The 17567-nt window shown below is 48.8% G+C and carries 16 protein-coding genes, 3 rRNA genes and 4 pseudogenes (1 of these 23 only partly in view); 15 read left to right on the top strand and 8 right to left on the bottom strand.

The genetic code is table 11. The features are described 5' to 3' along the window. Together VSQ30_RS17930 and VSQ30_RS17925 are read left to right on the top strand one after the other, a co-directional pair. A 23S ribosomal RNA gene (locus VSQ30_RS17930) occupies nt 1–1288 on the top strand (it extends 1550 nt beyond the left edge of the window). A 604-nt stretch (nt 1289–1892) separates the two neighbouring features. After that, a complete protein-coding gene (locus tag VSQ30_RS17925; protein ID WP_334466137.1) occupies nt 1893–2987 on the top strand; it encodes a DHHW family protein in 1095 nt (364 codons plus the stop codon). A 71-nt stretch (nt 2988–3058) separates the two neighbouring features. Here the strand turns inward: VSQ30_RS17925 and VSQ30_RS17920 are convergent, their stop codons facing one another. From VSQ30_RS17920 to VSQ30_RS17900, 5 genes are all read right to left on the bottom strand, one after another. Continuing rightward, nucleotides 3059–3874, bottom strand: a complete 816-nt coding sequence (locus VSQ30_RS17920) for a class I SAM-dependent methyltransferase (protein WP_334466135.1) — start codon at nt 3872–3874, stop codon at nt 3059–3061. Continuing rightward, nucleotides 3871–4368 carry a pyridoxamine 5'-phosphate oxidase family protein gene (locus VSQ30_RS17915; protein ID WP_334466133.1) on the bottom strand — a complete coding sequence of 166 codons (498 nt, stop codon included), beginning with the start codon at nt 4366–4368 and terminating at the stop codon, nt 3871–3873. The genes VSQ30_RS17920 and VSQ30_RS17915 overlap by 4 nt, the downstream gene beginning before the upstream one ends. A 295-nt stretch (nt 4369–4663) precedes the next feature. Continuing rightward, the gene (locus VSQ30_RS17910) at nt 4664–5335 is read right to left on the bottom strand and encodes a hypothetical protein (RefSeq protein WP_334466130.1); all 672 of its coding nucleotides are present in this window, start codon (nt 5333–5335) and stop codon (nt 4664–4666) included. A 208-nt stretch (nt 5336–5543) separates the two neighbouring features. After that, nucleotides 5544–5660: ribosomal RNA gene (rrf, locus tag VSQ30_RS17905) — 5S ribosomal RNA — on the bottom strand. 177 nt (nt 5661–5837) lie between these two features. Then, nucleotides 5838–6548, bottom strand: a complete 711-nt coding sequence (locus VSQ30_RS17900; RefSeq protein WP_334466129.1) for a tRNA 2-thiocytidine biosynthesis TtcA family protein — start codon at nt 6546–6548, stop codon at nt 5838–5840. A gap of 383 nt (nt 6549–6931) precedes the next feature. Between VSQ30_RS17900 and rrf (VSQ30_RS17895) the strand changes: the two genes are divergently transcribed. Further along, nucleotides 6932–7048, top strand: a 5S ribosomal RNA gene (rrf, locus tag VSQ30_RS17895). 87 nt (nt 7049–7135) lie between these two features. On the opposite strand, the gene VSQ30_RS17890 is transcribed toward rrf (VSQ30_RS17895), so the two are convergent. Beyond that, a complete protein-coding gene (locus tag VSQ30_RS17890; protein ID WP_334466127.1) occupies nt 7136–8104 on the bottom strand; it encodes a helix-turn-helix transcriptional regulator in 969 nt (322 codons plus the stop codon). A 306-nt stretch (nt 8105–8410) separates the two neighbouring features. Here VSQ30_RS17890 and rplM point away from each other — a divergent pair, with 306 nt between their 5' ends. From rplM to VSQ30_RS17835, 12 genes and pseudogenes are all read left to right on the top strand, one after another. Further along, nucleotides 8411–8839 carry a 50S ribosomal protein L13 gene (gene rplM, locus VSQ30_RS17885; protein ID WP_160644431.1) on the top strand — a complete coding sequence of 143 codons (429 nt, stop codon included), beginning with the start codon at nt 8411–8413 and terminating at the stop codon, nt 8837–8839. A 16-nt stretch (nt 8840–8855) separates the two neighbouring features. After that, nucleotides 8856–9257: a 30S ribosomal protein S9 gene (gene rpsI, locus VSQ30_RS17880; protein WP_160644433.1), complete on the top strand. Its 402-nt coding sequence runs from the start codon at nt 8856–8858 to the stop codon at nt 9255–9257. Nucleotides 9258–9734: 477 nt separating this feature from the next. Beyond that, nucleotides 9735–10556 carry a ParA family protein gene (locus VSQ30_RS17875; protein ID WP_334466123.1) on the top strand — a complete coding sequence of 274 codons (822 nt, stop codon included), beginning with the start codon at nt 9735–9737 and terminating at the stop codon, nt 10554–10556. 60 nt (nt 10557–10616) lie between these two features. Further along, a pseudogene (locus VSQ30_RS20700) lies at nt 10617–10757 on the top strand (group II intron reverse transcriptase/maturase); the annotation flags it as partial. A 3-nt stretch (nt 10758–10760) separates the two neighbouring features. Further along, nucleotides 10761–11165: an HNH endonuclease gene (locus VSQ30_RS17870; RefSeq protein ID WP_334466121.1), complete on the top strand. Its 405-nt coding sequence runs from the start codon at nt 10761–10763 to the stop codon at nt 11163–11165. 90 nt (nt 11166–11255) lie between these two features. After that, a pseudogene (locus tag VSQ30_RS17865) lies at nt 11256–11573 on the top strand (VirD4-like conjugal transfer protein, CD1115 family); the annotation flags it as partial. A 221-nt stretch (nt 11574–11794) separates the two neighbouring features. After that, nucleotides 11795–11923: pseudogene (locus VSQ30_RS17860) on the top strand (Maff2 family mobile element protein); the annotation flags it as partial. A 370-nt stretch (nt 11924–12293) separates the two neighbouring features. Further along, complete coding sequence (locus VSQ30_RS17855) at nt 12294–12668, top strand: BlaI/MecI/CopY family transcriptional regulator (protein ID WP_120427727.1); 375 nt, start codon at nt 12294–12296, stop codon at nt 12666–12668. Beyond that, complete coding sequence (locus VSQ30_RS17850; RefSeq protein WP_334466119.1) at nt 12661–14544, top strand: M56 family metallopeptidase; 1884 nt, start codon at nt 12661–12663, stop codon at nt 14542–14544. The genes VSQ30_RS17855 and VSQ30_RS17850 overlap by 8 nt, the downstream gene beginning before the upstream one ends. Before the next feature lie 110 nt (nt 14545–14654). Continuing rightward, nucleotides 14655–15113, top strand: a complete 459-nt coding sequence (locus VSQ30_RS17845; protein ID WP_120487086.1) for an RNA polymerase sigma factor — start codon at nt 14655–14657, stop codon at nt 15111–15113. Beyond that, nucleotides 15085–15297 carry a helix-turn-helix domain-containing protein gene (locus tag VSQ30_RS17840; protein WP_334466117.1) on the top strand — a complete coding sequence of 71 codons (213 nt, stop codon included), beginning with the start codon at nt 15085–15087 and terminating at the stop codon, nt 15295–15297. Before VSQ30_RS17845 ends, VSQ30_RS17840 begins: the two co-directional genes overlap by 29 nt. Before the next feature lie 76 nt (nt 15298–15373). Further along, nucleotides 15374–15793: a C-GCAxxG-C-C family (seleno)protein gene (locus tag VSQ30_RS17835; RefSeq protein ID WP_334466115.1), complete on the top strand. Its 420-nt coding sequence runs from the start codon at nt 15374–15376 to the stop codon at nt 15791–15793. Nucleotides 15794–16031: 238 nt separating this feature from the next. Here the strand turns inward: VSQ30_RS17835 and VSQ30_RS17830 are convergent, their stop codons facing one another. Beyond that, complete coding sequence (locus VSQ30_RS17830; RefSeq protein WP_334466112.1) at nt 16032–17120, bottom strand: hypothetical protein; 1089 nt, start codon at nt 17118–17120, stop codon at nt 16032–16034. Continuing rightward, nucleotides 17072–17545 (bottom strand): annotated as a pseudogene (locus tag VSQ30_RS17825) (relaxase/mobilization nuclease domain-containing protein); the annotation flags it as partial. The gene VSQ30_RS17830 and the pseudogene VSQ30_RS17825, both read right to left, overlap by 49 nt. Nucleotides 17546–17567 lie beyond the last annotated feature (22 nt).

Raw genomic sequence — 17567 nt, 5'->3', positions numbered from 1 at the left:
AGTCTTGTGTATATCTTCGGCGCCCGTACCGCAAACCGACACAGGTAGACAGGAAGAGGATTCTAAGGCCAACGGGAGAAGGGTAGTTAAGGAACTCGGCAAATTGATCCCGTAACTTCGGAAGAAGGGATGCCACAGCAATGTGGCCGCAGAGAATAGGCCCAGGCGACTGTTTATCAAAAACACAGGTCTCTGCTAAATCGAAAGATGAAGTATAGGGGCTGACACCTGCCCGGTGCTGGAAGGTTAAGAGGAGATGTGCAAGCATTGAATTGAAGCCCCAGTAAACGGCGGCCGTAACTATAACGGTCCTAAGGTAGCGAAATTCCTTGTCGGGTAAGTTCCGACCCGCACGAATGGTGTAACGATCTGGGCACTGTCTCAATTACCCGCCCGGCGAAATTGTAGTACCGGTGAAGATGCCGGTTACCTGCGACAAGACGGAAAGACCCCATGGAGCTTTACTGCAGCTTAATATTGGGTTTCGATAATTTATGTACAGGATAGGTGGGAGGCAGCGAACTGCGGGCGCCAGCTTGCAGGGAGCCAACCTTGGGATACCACCCTTAGGTTGTTGGAATTCTAACCTGCGGCCATGAATCTGGCCGGGGGACATTGTTAGGCGGGCAGTTTGACTGGGGCGGTCGCCTCCAAAAAGGTAACGGAGGCGCTCAAAGGTCAGCTCAGCACGGATGGAAACCGTGCCTTTGAGTGTAAACGCATAAGCTGGCCTAACTGCGAGGATGACGGTCCGAGCAGTAACGAAAGTTGGAGTTAGTGATCCGGCGGTAGAGAGTGGAATTGCCGTCGCTCAACGGATAAAAGCTACCCTGGGGATAACAGGCTGATCTCCCCCAAGAGTTCACATCGACGGGGAGGTTTGGCACCTCGATGTCGGCTCATCACATCCTGGGGCTGTATTCGGTCCCAAGGGTTCGGCTGTTCGCCGATTAAAGTGGTACGCGAGCTGGGTTCAGAACGTCGTGAGACAGTTCGGTCCCTATCTGTCGTGGGCGCAGGATATTTGAGGAGAGCTGTCCTTAGTACGAGAGGACCGGGATGGACACACCTCTGGCGCACCAGTTGTTCCGCCAGGAGCACGGCTGGGCAGCTATGTGTGGAACGGATAAACGCTGAAAGCATCTAAGCGTGAAGCCGCCTCCAAGATTAGATATCCCATAGCGTAAGCTAGTAAGGCCCCTTGTAGACTACAAGGTTGATAGGCTGCGTGTGTAAGCATGGCAACATGTTCAGCTTGGCAGTACTAATAGGCCGAGGGCTTGACCATAGTCTTTTTCTTGAGCACCTGCTTTGGTGCCTCCGCTTCCAGCTTTATTCAGTTTTTAGGGTACAAACCCAATAAAAACTCATCCATTTGGATGGGTTTTTTGGTTTTCGGGAAGGAAAATGGGTCGATGATGCAAGCGGTGGTTTTTAAACTGGGCGGCATGTTTATGGATATACTAGGGTGTCCCCGTTTTGTGAACAGTATTTTACATTGACTTCTTTCCTGCCCCGTGTTATACTATGAAATATAGAATTGTACTGGGCAAGGCAACATGGCAGCGTCCAAGCACATCGCGTGGTATTGGGAAGATGTGTCGAGGGCGTTTTTTTGTTATCTTGTAGAAGCCGAAAAAGCGCGGATTTTGTATCCCCGTTTTTTCTGAATGTACATACCGTAAAACATTGAGAAGGGAGCGGCACAGGGTCTGCTTGGAAAATTATATGGGCAGGCCCTGTGCTGCATGGTGATGATTTTGGAAAAGGATTATATTGTACGTAGAATAGACCCTAATACACCCCGCCGGCTTCTCAGGCGGCCTCCGCGCCGGCGGCGGCCCAGAGGCAGGCTTCCGCTGGGCTTGCTGGCGGGAGCGGCTGCTTTAGTTGTGCTGGTTGTGGTATTGGTCTTAGTCCTTACTTCGAAAAAGGGGAAGGAGGAAAAGCCTGATGAGCTTTCCTCCCTGCCCTCTCAGGCCAGCGTTTTTTCCCAGCCTGTGGAGGTTGATTCTGTCCCTGAAAGCCAGCCAGAGCCGGAGTCTTCCATGCCGGAACAAGAAGCCCCGGATGGTGAACCAGAGGATTTTGACTCTATGGTAGTGGTGGGTGATACCGGATATGCCTGTTATAAGTTTTCTCAGGAACAGGCCATTGCCTATATTGAGCTGGTAAGCTATGGGGCAAGCATCCTGCCGGAATCTGTTACCCTCTATGATATGATAGTGCCTACCAGCCTGGATGTTTTGCTGCCGGAAAGCTATATCACAGAGTATGAAATTGACAGTTCCGACCAGCGTAAAGCTATTGAGGAATATATCTATCCATCCATTCAGAACCTGAATGAAGAAGTGAAAACCGTCTCTCTTTTTGACCCTTTACGCATGCATTGCAATGAATACATATATCTGCGCAGCGACCGCTGCTGGACGCAGTTAGGCGCTTATTATGCCTATGTGGAGTTTTGCAAAGCTGCTGGCCTTACCCCCACAGATTTGGAGAACTTTGAGGAAAGAAACTATGAGGGATACCTGGGCGGCTTTTACAATATGACTGCAAGCGATGCAATGGGGTCAAACCCAGATACCATTACAGCTTACCATTCCTCTGCTGACGCTTCATTCTCTTATATCAGCCAGGACGGGGAAAGAGGAGAGAACTGGCCTGTTATCCAAAGCGGGGATTCCTACAGCTCCAGTATGCTGAACCTGATTTTTATGGCAGGAGGGCAGGCCTATTCGGAAATTGTCAACCATGATTTAGATGACGGCTCCACCTGCTTGGTCGTGGCGGATTCCATGGGCAGCACCTTTACGCCTTTCCTGGTAGACCATTATCAGTACATCTATATGATAGACTACCGTACCTACAGCGGTAGCGTGCCAGACTTGGTGGAGGAAACAGGCGCTGAGGACGTTATCCTTCTCAACAGCGTTACTATGACCTCTGATGAGGATTTGATTTCTGATTTGTCCACTGTTTTCTAAATCTGCCCTTTTACCTCTTCTAAGCTGCCTTAATTTAAAAATCCCCCAGCCAGTAGACGGCTGGGGGATTTTTAGTTTGCCGCTCTTGCCACAGCAAGAAAATGAGGGCTTAGGCCTAAAAGGGACGGCTCCTGCTCTGTCATGCGAACCAGGGACAGCAGATTTTCCCGGCAGGCAGGATCTTCCCACTTTTCAAAAAGGCTGGGGGCAAGCCATGCGCAGCCTTCCACAGCATAGAGGGCATTTACAGAAAAGCCCGCTTCTGCAAGTTCTTCCTGGAACCCTTCCGGTGTATGGAAATAGGCGTCGCACAGGCAGTTATACTGGGCAGGCTTGCAATGCCTGCCTGTCAGCAGTTCCTCCCGCAGCATCTCCCTGTAAACGGGATCGTCTATGTAGTCATTCTTAAGGCCATATACAGACAGCGCCCAGGTCATAGAGCTGTATTTGGATATGCCTACCGCAAACAGAAGTCCGCCCGGCCGCAACACCCGGAGGGCTTCCTGCAAAGCCTGCATCCTGTCCTCTTTTTCCTGCAGATGGTATAACGGCCCCAGTAGCAGGCAGACGTCGGCAGAGGTGTCTGGAAAGGGCAGGCAGCGCGCGTCCCCTGTCATCGCTGTATAGGGGGCGCTTTGACAGGCCTTTGCCTTTTCTACGGCAGCCGGGGCCAACTCTATCATAGTGACCCTGTGCCCTCCGGCGGCCAGCCAGTCTGCATAATAGCCTGCGCCGCCCCCTATGTCATAGATGTCCATAGCAGGCCGTAGATAGCGGCTGATAAGCTCTTTGGTACGGAAGCCCTCCACAACTCCCAGCCCCTGCTCCAGACGGTTTTCCTCACCGCCCTGCTGGTAAAAAGCACGCACCTTGTCTATGGTGCTCATGGGTTCCGCCTTTTTACCAGTTCTATAGCCTCCTTGCCTGTCATGTGCTCAATCTCCAGCTTGATAATGTTTACGCGTGCCCCAGATTGTTCAATTTCACTCTCCAGCCGCTGGGCGCTTTCCATGGGCGCATATTTTATCCCCAGGGCCCGCAGGGCATTGCGTACTTCTCCGGCTTCTTCCAGAAGGGTGGCCTGCCCAAAGGCAATAACGCTGCGGAAATAGGTGGTATATTTCTCGGGTACAATTTCATCCTGATCCACTACGCAAAAAGAGGCTTTGGAGCAGTTTTGCAGGGCCTCCAGTTTATGCCCTTCCTTGGCGCAGTGGAAATAAAGAGCGCCGTCCTGGTATATATAGCTCAGGGGAACGGCATAGGGATAGCCTCCATCTCCCAGCACAGCCAGCACACCCGCTGTATTCCGGGACAAAATTTCCTCGCACGCTTCCCTTGCAAGCTCCTGGCGCTCCCGGCGCATTTTCCGAAATTCCATTCTTTTTCCTCCAAACAAGTTTTTTGCGCGGATAAAGAAAAAGGCCCATGCACACATCTTCTATAGTAAGCGCACAGCCAGATGAAAAACAGAGATTTTTTATCCGCGCAAACTATATGACCTAACGATGTGCATGGACGCTATTGCAGTTCCCTACCCGGTGGCAGTTTTACCACTTCAGTATAGCACTGGGGAAAGGGGAAGTCAACCAGGCTATAGAGAAATATAAAGAGTAGAAAACGAAAAAAAGCCCGCAGCCTTTCTGCTCAAAAGGCTGCGGGTAAAAATATTGTATTTATTGCTGAGGAGGCTGGGGCGGTTCAACAGCAGGAGGCTGAGGCATGGAGCCGCCCTGTACATCAGGCACAACTGCCGGAGGGGCGGCCTGCATACCCTGCTGAGGGGGCATGGGGTATCCCTGCAACTGCTGCATGGGAGGCATTCCCTGCTGGCCCTGCTGTACGGGAAACCCGTTCTGTACAGGAGCCTGCTGCTGGGGAGGATACTGTACAGGCTGCCCATAGGGGGCCTGAGGGAAAACTGGCTGCTGCTTCACAGGCCGGGGCTTCTGTTCACCTAAAATGCGGTAAGCGAGGCCAGACAGCAACGGGATATTGGCATCCTGATCCCGGCAGACCCGCAGGATGGCTATCACGCACAGCACCAGCAGGCCAACGTATGCCAGCACAGAGACGATGCGGAACACGCCATAGATAAAGTCATAGAAGAAGCCGATGGAATGAGGGACCATAAAGGAAACAAGCGTGTAGGCGGTTTCCAAAAAGAAGGTAGATGCCAGCGACAGGATAAAGCCCTGCAGCACCTGGCGCACAGTCCACTTGTCCCCTTCTGCCAAAAGGACGAACCCCAGCAGCAGCCCGCACAGCAGAGGCTGCTTGAGCAGGGCCAGCACAAAGGCCAGGACAGCATAAAAGGCCAGGCATAGGCCAAATTTTCCTTGTTTCAAAATGTAATTTCCTCCCTTGTAATGGTTTACAGAATCAATTCTGCTCTAAGTGTAAGCGATTCCCAGAGCCAAGTCAAGGGGTTTCAGAAAATTGAAAGGAATTTGTGGAAAAGAAGTTGGAAACGGCGGGAAATTCCAGGTAGGGCATAAAACATAAGTGCCGCAGGAAAAGAAAAAAGCAACTACTCTTTTGAGTAGCTGCTTTCAATGTTGGCGAACACCTATCTTCCCGGGCCGTCGCCAGCCAAGTATTGTCGGCACGAACGAGCTTAACTTCCGTGTTCGGGATGGGAACGGGTGGACCCTCGCCGTAATCAACACCAACTTGTTTTTTGCCGTCTCTCTCGACGGCTTCATTATAATACCACAGCCGGAAGGAAATTGCAACCCCTTTTTTAAAAAAATTTGAAAAAATTTTCCATGGGAGCCGCCGCCCTGCTCCGGGAGGGTTCCAAGCGCAGATTTTCTGCGGTTAGGCAAAGGAAAGATGCCCCTGGCAGAATTACCAGCCATCCAGCCCGGCCCGCTGCATAGCGCCCAGCAGCTTTGCCCGCAGATCGGGGAACTGGCGGGAAAGGGATTCTAAAAGCTGTTCCGTATCCTTGCGGGCTGTAAGGCCGTCTGCAGGGCACCCGCTTTTTACAACAGGCAGGGACATACGGCTGCAGGCGTTGCGGATTTCCCGCTCCTGGCAGAAAACCAGAGGCCGCAGAAGGGTGATATTTTTCCGGCTGAGGTAGGTTTTTGGAGAGAAACAGCCCAGCTTGCCGCCATAAAAAAGGTTCATCAGCAGAGTTTGCACCGCGTCATCCTGATGGTGCCCCAGGGCCAGCTTGCCCGCCCCTTCCCGCAGGCAAAGGTTGTGCAGGATTCCCCGCCGCATCCGGGCGCAGAGGCTGCAGGGGTTCGGCTCCTTGCGATCTTCAAAAATCACGCGGCCCAGGTTTGTCTTTTCTATTATGTAAGGGATGCCCAGGGACTCGCACAACTGGGATACAGGGGCAAGATCCATTTCCCGACCGCCGAAACAGGGATCCGCTGTAAGGGCTATCAGGGAAAAGGGCTTGGGGTAATAGCGGGACAGGGCAGCTAAGGCACACAGCAGGAAAAGGGAATCCTTCCCGCCGGAGACGCCTACCGCAATCTTATCTCCTGCCTCAATCATCCGATATTTTTCCACTGCCGCCCGTACCTTCCCAATAAGCTTATCCATGGGCCTGCCCCCTTTCCGCTTACCATCATACTGGAAAACCGGGGAAAAAGCAAGATCAGTATATAGCAGCTTCCTCTTTCCTTAAGAAATAGGCTAGAAACAGCCCAGAAGGAAGCATACGCCGCAAAACAGAAGCCCCTTTGACGGTTTTCCAAAGCCTTCAGCGCCCTTTATTAGGCGTTTCCTAAGCCAATAGGCGTACAGTGCTGGAGATATGGGAACCGCACGCATGAAGAAAACACAATATATAGAGTTAAAATGTACTTTACAATCTATATTTTGCAATAAAGAGGAAATCTAAAAAAAAATTGAAAAAAAGCTTGCATTTTGCGGCGGGCTGTGGTATTATAATGAAGCCGTCGAGAGAGTACGGCAAAAAACAAGTTGGTGTTGATTACGGCGAGGGTCCACCCGTTCCCATCCCGAACACGGAAGTTAAGCTCGTTCGTGCCGACAATACTTGGCTGGCGACGGCCCGGGAAGATAGGTGTTCGCCAACACTGAAAGCAGTCACCCAGTAGGGTGGCTGTTTTTTTGCAATAAAGGTTTCCAAAAAGCAGGCGGCTGTTATACAGCCGCCTGCTTTCCTATATTTTTTTTACAGGACGCACATATTTCCAATACCGCGTGCAATCGTGATAGAAATAGAACACCCTGCCTGCTGTAGTATCCAGGCAATAGCCCGCGGCAGAAAAATCGAAAGATTTCATAGCCGCTTCGATTTTTTCCTCCACAGCTTGGTTTTCTGTTTCATAGTCAAAAGGCCCATGCTCAAAAACGATGTATTCCCCTTCCGGCACATCCATAAGCTGCATTTGCGGGGGAATCTCCCCCTGGTAATCCGCAGGCAGGCGGACGCCATAGGCTTCGGCAAGGGGTATGCCCCAACTGCATATCCTTCCCTCCGGTGCGTTTATGAATGCCATCACCTGGCCGCTGCCGCTGTTTGCCTCCTTCCCGCCCAAATCGTCCAGCTTCCCTTTGATGCTTTCCAGAAGCCCGCAGATTGTTTCGCAGTCCTGGCCAGGGATCTGGCTCTGCTTCTGCCAGAAATCCCAGTAGCCAATGCTTTCATAATTCCGGATGTGCAGAAACTTGTGGGCGGGAATTGTAACCAGATACGTTTTTATAGTTCCTTTTGTATTTGCCATCGTGGTTCCTCCTATTTCAGATATGTAACAGTCAAAGGGCCTGAGGATGGTGCGCAGTACAACGGGGACAGGATGCCGCCGGTAGGCGCTGGGCGTAATACCATAGGCTTTCTTGAAGGCGCGGGAAAAGGCCTCATGGGAGGAAAAACCATATTTCAAGGAAATGTCCAGAATGCCGGTTTCTGTGTCCCGGAGATCCTTTAACGCGAAGGCCAGCCTTCTGGAACGCAGGTATTCCCGGAACTGCATACCGGAAATTTCCCGGAATTTCCTGGAAAAATAGAATTCGGAATATCCCTGCTTTTCCGCGAGGCATTTCAGGGCCAGGGCATCATCCTTTTGGTTTTTGATATAGCTGTCTATGTCGTTTATAGCGCCCTGAATGTTCTTATGCCACTGATACATGGTACACCCCCCTGACCGCTATGCATATAAGGATACGGCATGAAGGCCGGAAATGCTTGATTTAAGTTGCCCTCTCCATTTTAGCACAAATTCTTTTATATGCAAATTGAAAATGGGAAGAGAGTATGGAGGAGGAAATAGGATGAAAAACCGAGCAAAAAGGAGCAGATAACGCGCCAATCAAAAAATAGCGGAAGAGGTGTTGACTTTAAAGCAGGGCTGTGGTATGATGTAGACCGTATCACAAAGACGAAACCAAGCTTGCTTACCAAAGGCGGAGCAAGACAAATGGAGGTAGAAAAAGCTATGTCAACTACGATGCCAAAAGCTGGGCAGGTCGAGCGCAAGTGGTATGTCATTGACGCTGCCGGCAAGCCCCTGGGCCGGGTAGCTGCCCAGGCTGCAGTGCTGCTGCGGGGCAAGCACAAGCCCACCTTCGCACCCCATGTGGACTGCGGCGACCATGTAATTGTTATCAACTGCAAGGATGCCGTACTCACCGGCGGCAAAGCAGAGAAGAAGTTCTATTACCGCCATACTGGCTACATCGGCCATTTAAAGGCGGTGCGCTATGACACTTTGATGAAGACAAAGCCCGAGATGGCTATGGAGCTTGCTGTGAAGGGCATGATCCCCTCCAACTCCATTGGGCGCAACGCTATGGGCAGGCTGCGGGCCTATGCCGGAAGCGAGCACAAGCACGCCGCCCAGAAGCCCGACGCCTGGAATATGTGAGAGGAGGACATAACCTATGTATGAGACTGCACCTTATTTCTACGGCACTGGCAGAAGGAAAAGCTCTGTAGCCAGAGTCCGCGTATATCAGGGCACAGGCAAGGTCACCATTAACGATCGTGACATTGACGACTATTTCGGCCTGGAAACCCTGAAGTATATTGTCCGCCAGCCCCTGACCCTGACTGGCACAGAGGGCAAGTTTGACATCGTGTGCCGGGTTTCTGGCGGCGGCGTAACCGGGCAGGCTGGCGCCATCCGCCATGGCGTGGCCCGGGCACTGCTCCAGTATGACAGCGAGAACCTGCGTCCTGCCCTGAAAAAGGCCGGGTTCCTCACCCGCGACCCCAGAATGAAGGAACGCAAGAAGTACGGCCTCAAAGCGGCCCGTCGCGCTCCGCAGTTCAGCAAGCGATAATCGGCTGTTCAAACCGTATCAAAATTGCTCAAAAACCCCGGAAAATCAAGGTTTTCCGGGTTTTTCTTATACCCAAACAAGCTGATATAGTTTGACCTGATTTGACACAACGAGAGCCATTTTCACCCAATTTTTAGTGGTTAAATATAGGACAACCGGCAAAAATGAGGGCAAAAAACGGGCTTAGTGGTTAAAAAATAGGACAACCACAGCCCTGATTTCGGGGTATTTCAGAGGCGATTTTTACTCTCTCTCTCCCCTCAATTTATACGAGAACAGTTTGGCGTAGTTTGACTGAATTTGAATAATTGAATATGATTTTAATGCAGGCACTCAGTATTTTTTACTGGGTGCTTTTTGCGTTTCCGGGGAACTGTATTCCGGGATCAGAAAAAGCCGTCACTTTTCAATTTTTGAAGTGGCGGCTTTTTCTATTTCCAGAAGCAACCACAACGAATTAGAAATGAGGTGATTATCTTGAACACGCAAATCATCGCCATCGCCAATCAAAAGGGAGGTGTGGGCAAAACCACAACCTGTGCCAACTTAGGGATTGGGCTGGCACAGGCCGGAAAGAAAGTGCTTCTCATTGACGGGGACCCGCAAGGGAGCCTGACCATCAGCCTGGGCAATCCCCAGCCGGATAAGCTGCCCTTTACCCTCTCTGACGCAATGGGCCGCATCCTGACCGATCAGCCGGTCCGCCCCGGCGAGGGGATTCTGCGCCACCCGGAGGGCGTGGACCTGATGCCGGCGGATATTCAGCTGTCCGGCATGGAGGTGTCGCTGGTAAACGCTATGAGCCGGGAAACGATTCTGCGGCAATATATGGACAGTGTAAAGGGGCAGTATTCCCATATCCTCATAGACTGCCAGCCCTCCCTGGGTATGCTCACCGTCAACGCGCTGGCTGCCGCTAACCGGATCATAATCCCCGTCCAGGCGGAGTACCTGCCCGCCAAAGGGCTGGAACAGCTGCTCTCTACGGTGAACAAGGTCAAGCGGCAGATCAACCCGAAACTGCAAATAGACGGTATTCTGCTGACAATGGTGGACAACCGCACCAACTTCGCCAAAGAGATTGCCGCCCTGCTGCGGGAAACCTACGGCAGTAAAATCAAGGTGTTCGGAACCGAGATTCCCCATTCTGTCCGGGCAAAGGAAATCAGCGCAGAGGGCAAGAGCATTTTCTCCCATGACCCAGGCGGCAAAGTAGCGGAGGGTTACGCAAATCTGACTAAGGAGGTGTTGAAACTTGAAAAGCAGCGCGAAAAAAGTAGAGCTGGCATCGGTCGATGATCTGTTTTCCACCGAGGAAAGCCGCGCCGATGCAAGGCGGGAAAAGAGCATTGGAAAGCCATCCACAGACCACAGCTCATTAACCGCAAAGACATTGAAATCCTGTCAAAGTACAACTCTGAAATCAGAGGTCTGTACAACTACTACTCACTGGCATGTAATGTATGCGCAATGAGTAAGTTTGCGAGTCTGATGCATTACAGTATGCTGAAAACATTCGCAAATAAATACCGCACAAAGACCAGAAAGATTAAGAAGAAATATTTTAGGGATGGACGGTTTACAGTCATTTATAAGACAAAAAGCGGTATGAAGGAGAGCGTATTTTACAGAGGGCCTTTTATCCGCAAGGATAAGCCCAATGTGCCGCAGGCAGATATTCTTCCGGCCTACAAACGGTATGACAGACCAAACCGCATAGCGGCAAAACTGCGCTCAAAAACTTGTGAACTCTGCGGACAGTACACAAATGACGTGGAGATTCATCAGGTAAAACGGCTGAAAAGCCTTAGCGGTGAATATGAGTGGGAAAAAGTCATGCTAAAGAATCGCAGGAAAACGCTGGCAGTATGTCCGGCGTGCCACCGTGAGATACACGGAAAAGACTGATTTTGTTAGTTGACGGCATATGGAGAGCCGTGTGCATCGAGAGGTGCCCGCACGGTTCGGGAGGGAGCGTCCACGAGGCGCTTACCTCATGACACTTACAACACCGGGGAGAGCCGGGGGCGGGAAACCTCCCACTCTCTCAACTATCAGAAATTGGGGAAAGAGCTGATGAGCCAGGATGAGCTTGCGGTGATGGATGGGGGAAAATGTATCCTCCAGCTGCGGGGCGTCCGCCCGTTTTTGTCGGACAAGTATGACATCACCAGGCACCCCAATTTCCAGTACACCGCCGACGCGGACGATAAGAACGCCTTTGACATTGAAGCGTTCCTGTCCACCCGGCTCAAACCAAAACCCAACGAGGTCTACGATGTGTTTGAAGTTGACGTAGACACCGAGGGCGAATAATCCTGTTCCGCGAGAAAGGAGTGATCTTATCTACCCGCCAGGGTCCCTGAAACCTGCCTCGGTTGAGGCCATTGGCGTACAAAGCGGACAGCTCAACAAAAAAATGAAGAAGGAGGATAGCCGGAATCGAGCCGCCCAAAATTCAGGGCGGTTTTGTTGTCCGGCTTTTGTATGCCTATGAACCAACACTAACCACAAAGCGATTCCGGCTAAATTAAAGTATGGAATTTTTCAACAGCGCAATCGACGTTTTGCAGACCCTCGTGATCGCACTGGGAGCCGGCCTCGGTATCTGGGGCGTCATCAACCTGCTGGAAGGTTATGGCAATGACAACCCTGGGGCCAATGCTCATGTACGGTAAAGAAGCAAGCAACCGAAAACAAGAGATAGACCGCCAGCACCACACTATTCCGAACCAAAGACCAAAAGACAAGCATTGTGGAAATGTGCATAACAGGCTATGGAATCATGGATAACTCTATTCACAGCACATGGAAAAGCTAAAGTGCAGCTTTCCCACGTCCTGCAAACAGAGTTACCCACAATTCCATGAGATAGCCAGTTATACACATTCCCACAATGCCGACTACTACGAAATTCCCCCTATCTTTCATATCTTTTTATAAATTCTTAAATTTTCATTAGGGTATTGCATTATCACCCACAAAGTGTTAAGATGTTTATACACCTACAAAATGTTAATATAAAAGGAGGACAAAATGGCACAGCAAATTTCTGAATCCGAATTGGTACTAATGAAAATCATTTGGAAGAATGGAGGGGCAGCTTTATATTCCCTCATCATGGAGGAATTGGAAAAAGATAAAAATGAATGGAAGAACAACACCGTACTCACGCTGCTTTCCCGTTTAGGAGAAAAAAAGTTCTTGAAAGTCAAAAAAATCGGCAGAAAAAATGAGTATGTGGCTACGGTAACAGAAGCAGAATACCAGACCATGCAGACCCACAGCTTTCTTGATAAAGTCTACGGCGGGAATGTGAAAAACTTAGTATCAACCTTGTTGCGGCAGGATATTCTTTCGGCAGACGAATTGAAAGAGATTGAAACATTTTGGAGAAAAGAAAATGAATGAATTTATGAAAATATTATTGTCGCTGTCTGTTTCCGGCGCACTGTTACTGCTTCTTATTTTGGGATTGAAGCCGCTGTATAAAAACAGGTTCAGCAAGCGTTGGCAGTATTATATCTGGATCGTCGTTGCTTTGCGGTTTTTGCTTCCCTTTACTCCCGATAATGCGATTGTTGGAAGCCTGTTTGAAAAAATCGACACAGTAGCAATAACGAATGAAATTCCTACAAGCCCCAATATACCCGTTCCCGCAGATACGGGTAACAACAATGCAGAGCCGATACAGACAAACCGGGAAATAAACGCCGCTGCCATGCGTGAACCAATTAACAAATATGTCTGCCTGTTTTTTATCTGGTCAGCATTGGCACTGATTTTATTTGTCCGTAAGATAACAGTTTATCAAGGATTTATCCAATACATCAAAGCGGGAAATAAAGAGGTATCGGATATAAAAATCTTGAATCTGCTATCTGATTGTGAAGAAAAACTGAATATCAAGACAAGGGTTGAATTATCCCGTAATTCTCTAATTGCTTCTCCTATGCTGATTGGTTTCTTTCGACCAAGAATCATTTTGCCGATTAGCGAATTGGAAGATAGAGAGTTGTCTTATATCTTTGTGCATGAGCTGATTCACTACAAGCAGAGGGATATGTTTTATAAATGGCTGATACAGATTGTTGTGTGCGTCCATTGGTTCAATCCTTTTGTATATCTACTGGAAAAAGAAGTGAATAAATCCTGTGAATTGTCATGTGATGAAAAAGTTATATCTGTACTTGACGATACCGCAAGACGTGAGTATGGAGATACACTAATTTCCTTTTTGAAGTCAAACAATCTCTACAAAAGTTCTTTAGCTTCCGTCACTTTGACAGAGGGAGCAGAACAGTTAAAAGAAAGGTTAGGTGCTATTATGAATTTCAAGAGTAAGACGAAAACAATTCGGGTTTTGACTGTTATATTAACTCTTTTTATTTTATCTGGTGCGGTTTTTATCGGTGGTTATTCCGTTTCTGCTGCTACCGATTCTAAAGAAACAAGTAAATCGTCAATACCAGAAAAAAAAGGCAATGGGAAAAGCACGTATATTTATGATGAAAATTTAGGGTATGGCTGGTATTTAGACGATGAAAATTTAGATAATAATGATTTGGAAAATGCTAATTCCTACCAATATTCTTATACGCAAAATGGATATTATTGCAATTCTTATATTATTGAAATGGGTTGGAACTTATACGCTAAAAATCAAGATTATTATGGTGCAACAGAAATTGTCTTTGAGGACGAATCAAAAATGACAGTATATTTTTCTGATTCGGTAAAAGATTATCTGAATGACAGAGAAGCTATTTCGGCAATAAAAGAATTGATTTATTCTCTGAAAAACACAGATATTAGTCCGGCAATAGAAATGCCTTTGATTATAAGTATAACGCCTGTTGCAGCTGATGATATACCAGTTTTGACGGAACAATATTTTCAAAATGAGGACTTAATTAGATTTTCCGCACTCTTTTCAGTATTAGACGAAACAGCTCAAAAAGATTATTACAAGAAAGCATATGACGCTGATAAAATTGCACTGTTTTCAACCATTATACAAGATATGGACACAAATTTGGTTTTACAGTATGTAGATAAATCAGAACAGGATAACAAAACAAACTTCTTTGCCGTGCTTTCAAATTATATGCCATTAAGTGACTTAAAACGCTATGTCGAAAAATACTATGAAAATAATAATATTGCCCGCTTTACAATTTTGCTTGATTGCATGACAAAGGAAGAAAAACAGGAATGGCTGAAAAGAGCGCAGACAGATAGGAAAACTAACTTTGTCGCTGTCTTATCTAATGAATTGCTTGATTAAAAAACTATTACGGTTTAACGAGGGGCAGCCGCCTATAACAAAGCTGCCTCTTGCAAAATAAAGGAACCTATCAACATTGTTTCCCATGTGGGAGAAAGGGGGAATCATCTATGCCTTACACAGAAGCATACAGAGAACACATCATGTATACTTTCAATGGCTATTGCAAGACCGTCATACGCTTTGCGGCTATCAACGCATGGCGTGACAGGAGCAGGCGGCGGCAAAAAGAAATATCCCTTGAATACCTCACAGAAGAAAAGTTTTACCCTTTAGGCACAACAGACGAATATTTTGAAGCACCTTATGAAGAATACCCCGTTACGATATGCGGTCAGACAGTTATCCTCACCAATGGGGAGCTTGCCGCCGCCCTGTTATCTCTGCCGGAGAAGAACCGGGAAATCATTTTCCTTTACTTTTTCGGGCATTACACACAGCAGGAAATCGGGGAAATGTACGGACGCTGCCGGAGTACAACCGGGTATCAAATTCGCAGGACTTTACAGCTCCTGCACAAAGAAATGGAGGTGCTTTCACATGGGGAATCCGAACCTTTTACCCTATGAAACGATTGTCCGGGCGACCAGCGGAGAGCCGGAAGCCGTGGACGAGGTTTTACGGCATTATAGCAAGCGAATCCGAATCGCCGCCATTGAAAACGGGCATATCGACAGGGATACCGAGGACAGTATAAAAGCACGGCTTGTTGCGGCATTGTTTAAGTTCCGTTTTGATGAACAGGAAGTATAAGAAATTGCTTTCATTTTTGAAAAAACGGATATATAATAAAGCAACGGCAAATTATGACTTTTTAAGAGGTGTGCAGATGAAAGACTATATAACAAATCGGGTACATGAATTGTACTGGGAAGAAGATATAAATTGTGCAAAGACAACGCTTATCTGTCTAAGCGAATTATTTGAAATTGCTATTGAACCGCAGGTAATTTGTTCTGCCGTTGGACTACATGGTGCAGGCGGGTACAGAGCGCAATGTGGTCTAGTCGAAGGTACGCTTATGTTTGTAGGGATTTATTTTCATATATTGGGAAAAACAGAATCCGAAATCGTATCTGCGTGTTATGATTTTGCATCTGCTTTTGATAAAGCATTTGGTTCGCTAAGATGTTTAGAATTACGTCCAGCAGGTTTTTCAGAAAACAATCCACCGCATATGTGTGAAAATTTAACTTGCAGAGCAATCGAATTTGCATATCAGCATATTTTAGAATTATCGAAACTTTAAACAGTACCAGTTTGTAGAACAGTGGATATAAAACTAAATAATCGCCGCTATATAACAGCACACCAAGACAGGAAATCAAGAAAAGGTTTCCTGTTTTTTTGCGCCCATTTTTGGCATTTTCAAAAATCGTCGGTATTATGCCGTGCAAAGGGGATAGAAAGAAATTCCCTCTCACGTTTGGCAAATCCGCAAGCTGTCCGTGGAGGGCGAGCGAGAAGAAATTTTCAAAAATTCCCGCCTATTCGGGCTTGCGTGGTGTTGTAAGGAGTGAGGGGGAATTTCTGCAAATCAACGTCCATTTTCCTTTTTGCTGGTTTGTAGGTATTAGCGAGAGAAATATCGCTGTTGTTTTGGCAAAATCCCCGCTTGCGGCACTAAAGGTATTGAGGGAAGCCCACACAGCGGAAGCCGTCACTTTCTTAGAGCAAGATTCTACCACAGTACCAAATTTCGCTAATCGCTCAATTTTGTCCTGCGGGAATCTTGTTGGGGTTGCCACCCCAAGCCCGCCTTTTTGCGGCTTGCGCCGCTTGAAAAAATCCATCCATGAAAAGAGGACCGCTTTTTTACAGAGGCTGAACGGGACAATCTGGACGATATAGACCCTATCGCAATCCGGGAAAATCTGGCCCAGCGCGGCATTGTAAACGGGCAGGTAACAGAACCGGAGAAGCTGGACAATGCCCCCTTTATCCAGCAGGTCATGGCTGATGTGGAACGGCTCACAGAGGCAGACCGGCAGGAAGAACCAGTACAGGAAACGCCAGCCACAGAAACCGCATCCATCGTGGAAGAACGCCGCGACCCGCTGGCATCGGCCTATGGCGTAGGGGATTTTGTTTTTCTGGAAGATACCGAGTACCGTATCACCGATTTGCAGCGGGGCTATGTCCAGCTGAATGACCCCGCGCTGGCCTACCCCATTTACCGGACGGAAAGCAAAGAACAGTTTGAACGCGCCATCCGGCAGGACCCGCGCAACAGCGCCATCACCGACTATCTCCCCGCCGATCTGGACCAGTTTTCCCCGGATTTGCGGGAAGTCCTGACCGGGGAGGGCGGTTTGCTGGATACGGCTGCAAAGGAGGATATAGCGGCGCTGCTCCGAAGCGGCGCAGGTAATCCGGCTGTCGCCCAGCATCTTTCCCAGCGGTTTTCCGGTACAGTGGAAACCATGCAGCTGGAAACCGGAGATACGGCGGATTACCGGGCCTCCGCAAACGGCATGGAAGTGGAGATTCTGCGGGAAGATGAAACGGTGCTGGCAGCGATGTATGAAACGCAGATGGTATCGTTGAGCCGCCGGACCGCGCGGGTACTGCCCCAAAAGTTTCGGAATTTCCGGTCACAGTTCAGATTGACCGCGTTCCAGATGATGTGGTTATGGATATGGGATTTGTCGATATGGGTGCAGACCACAAAGGCATGATTGCCCTTGGTGAACCGCTTTGCAAACTCCACGCCCAGCCGGTTGGCTTCTTCCGGGGTAATCTCGCCGGGGACAAAGGACTGCCGGACATGGTAGGCAAGTACATCGTCCGCGCCCCGTACCCGGCCAGTGGTGGAAATGTACTCCCGTTTCGCCAGCAGAAACTCGGCGTCGGCTACCCGGCTGTCACACGCAAAGCCGGTGACGAGCCTGCCGTTGTCTGTCTTTTGTGGGTTGGATACATAGTCGATGATGTCACTGACTGCCTGACTTTCGGTGCGGCCTTTGCCAATGTGCAGCGGCATGATGCGTGTGGTTGCCATGATGGAATCCTCCTCTCAAAAA

Origin of the sequence: Acutalibacter sp. JLR.KK004 (assembly GCF_036941085.1) — a bacterium.
Classification (GTDB): domain Bacteria; phylum Bacillota; class Clostridia; order Oscillospirales; family Acutalibacteraceae; genus Acutalibacter.
This window is presented reverse-complemented; position numbering and strand designations above follow the sequence as displayed.